2 protein-coding genes are annotated in these 1716 nt (G+C 66.6%); one reads left to right on the top strand and one right to left on the bottom strand.

All coding sequences use genetic code 11. From position 1 onward, the window contains the following. A partial coding sequence (locus VGR06_RS06510; RefSeq protein WP_327558053.1) for an NAD(P)(+) transhydrogenase (Re/Si-specific) subunit beta occupies positions 1 to 1042 on the top strand: 1042 nt, incomplete at its 5' end. A 351-nt stretch (positions 1043 to 1393) separates the two neighbouring features. Here VGR06_RS06510 and upp read toward each other — a convergent pair. Next, the coding region (upp, locus tag VGR06_RS06505; protein WP_327558052.1) for a uracil phosphoribosyltransferase at positions 1394 to 1716 on the bottom strand (323 nt) is incomplete at its 5' end.

Below are 1716 nucleotides of genomic sequence, written 5' to 3'. Positions count from 1 at the left end.
CCTGGCGGCTGCCATCTTTTCGCTGATCGTCGGCTCGGTGTCTTTCTCCGGATCGACGGTGACTTTTGCCAAGCTGCAGGAACTAATGACGGGCCGCCCGGTGATCTTTCCCGGCGGAGCGTTCGTCTTCGGCGGCACGCTCGCCATCGCAATCGGGTTCGGCATCGTCGTCTTTGTCGGCGATGGTCAGGGGCCGGCCGCGTCGGCAGCTGCGGTCGCCGTCGTGCTGGTCTCGCTCGTTGTCGGCGTCTTGTTCGTCCTGCCGGTCGGCGGCGCGGACGTGCCGATCGTGATTTCGCTGCTCAATGCCTTCACGGGATTGGCCGTGGCGGCATCTGGCTACGTACTCGGCAACACGCTGCTGATCGTCGCCGGGACTCTCGTCGGGGCGTCAGGTACGTTGCTGACCCGGATGATGGCGGCGGCCATGGGACGACCGATCACCAACATCCTCTTCGGCGCGTTTACGGCCCGCGGCCCGGCGGGCGCAGCGGCCGGCGGCGAGGCGCGGCCGGTTCGCTCTGTTGGCCCGGAGGACGTGGCGATCCTGCTCGGCTATGCGAGGAAGGTCGTCGTGGTCCCCGGCTATGGGCTGGCGGTCGCGCAAGCGCAGCACACCGTGCGCGAACTCGCCGATCTCCTGGCTGCCCGCGGCGTCGTCGTCTCGTACGGCATCCATCCCGTCGCCGGCCGGATGCCGGGGCACATGAACGTCCTGCTCGCCGAGGCCAGCGTCCCCTATGACCAGCTCGTTGAAATGGACGACATCAACCCCGAGCTGCCATATACCGATGTCGCCCTGGTCGTCGGCGCCAACGATGTGGTGAACCCGGCCGCCAAGACGTCTCCGGGGAGCCCTATCTACGGAATGCCGATCATCGAGGTCGGCCAAGCCGGCGCAGTCGTCTTCCTGAAACGGTCGATGCGTCCGGGTTTCGCGGGTATCGAGAACGAGCTGATGTACGACCCCAAGACCATGCTGCTCTTCGGCGACGCCAAGGAATCGCTCGCCAAGGTGGTGGCCGCCGTCAAGGCGCTCTGACCCAACCGGCAGCTGTGCTGCCTTTGATCGTGGACCATGAGCCTGACGAAAGGCAGGTTAGGCGCCAGTCGTTGGACAGCCAGCCAGCGGGCGTGGGTGATTTGTTCCGGCTATGGGTCCAATGATCGCGGACTCGGCCCACATCCGTCTGGGTGACGGGACACCGTTCGGTCGAGGGTCTTGGCGACGGTCTACCGATCGCGACCCCCGGAGTGGCGACCGTCCGTTCGCCAAGCGATCGGAACCTGAATGCCTGGCCGGTCGACGGGGTGCTCGGGTGGACCCGCTGCAGTCGCGGACAAAATGGCTCAGGCGTTGTAACGAATGGCCGCTCGCCGGCCCGCGAACGCCCTAGACGACGCCGTAGAGGCGGTCGCCGGCGTCGCCCAGGCCGGGGACGATGTAGCCGTGCTCGTTGAGTCGCTCATCCAATGCGGCAGTGACGATTGTGACCGGCGGGTCGACGCCCGCCAGCGTCTTCTCGAGATGGCTGACGCCTTCTGGCGCGGCAAGCAGGCAGATCACCGTGATGGCGTTGGCCCCGCGGTCCACCAAGTATCGGATCGCCGCCGCCAGCGTGCCGCCAGTCGCGAGCATGGGATCGAGCACGTAGCACTGTCGGCCCGACAGGTCATCGGGCAGCCGCGTCGCATATGTGGACGCCTTCAGCGTCT

It is taken from the genome of Actinophytocola sp. (genome assembly GCF_036002505.1).
GTDB lineage: Bacteria > Actinomycetota > Actinomycetes > Mycobacteriales > Pseudonocardiaceae > DASYTH01.
The sequence above is the reverse complement of the archived record's forward strand: the minus strand, read 5'-3'. Positions and strand labels throughout refer to the sequence as shown.